Raw genomic sequence first — 252 nt, 5'->3', positions numbered from 1 at the left:
CTCTTAGGCCTGCAGCTTCTCTGCAAGAGCCGCTATAGGCGTTCGCCCACCGAGCCTGAGGAGCGCAATCAGCCGCCTATCAAGATCATCCATCGCACCGCCCACAACGCAATCCGTCGATTTTAATTGCGCAATCTGCCTGTCACATCAGCCTTGGGTATGGTTTGAATCAATGCCCTAAGGGAATTAGTCACGCCCTTTAGGTGGGGATTACGGCCAAAACGCTTACACAGTCCCCGGCTTAACGAGCCC

The 252-nt window shown here is 54.8% G+C and carries 1 protein-coding gene; it reads right to left on the bottom strand.

Annotation, left to right across the window (positions count from 1 at the left end; translation table 11 throughout):
• Positions 1–3 precede the first annotated feature (3 nt).
• Positions 4–93 carry an AsnC family transcriptional regulator gene (locus tag AC0L2O_RS37165; RefSeq protein ID WP_473373251.1) on the bottom strand — a complete coding sequence of 30 codons (90 nt, stop codon included), beginning with the start codon at positions 91–93 and terminating at the stop codon, positions 4–6.
• Between the last annotated feature and the right edge of the window lie 159 nt (positions 94–252).

It is taken from the genome of Bradyrhizobium sp. Kon10, assembly GCF_055807395.1.
Note: the sequence above shows the minus strand (reverse complement) of the source record. Positions and strands in the feature narration are given on the sequence as shown.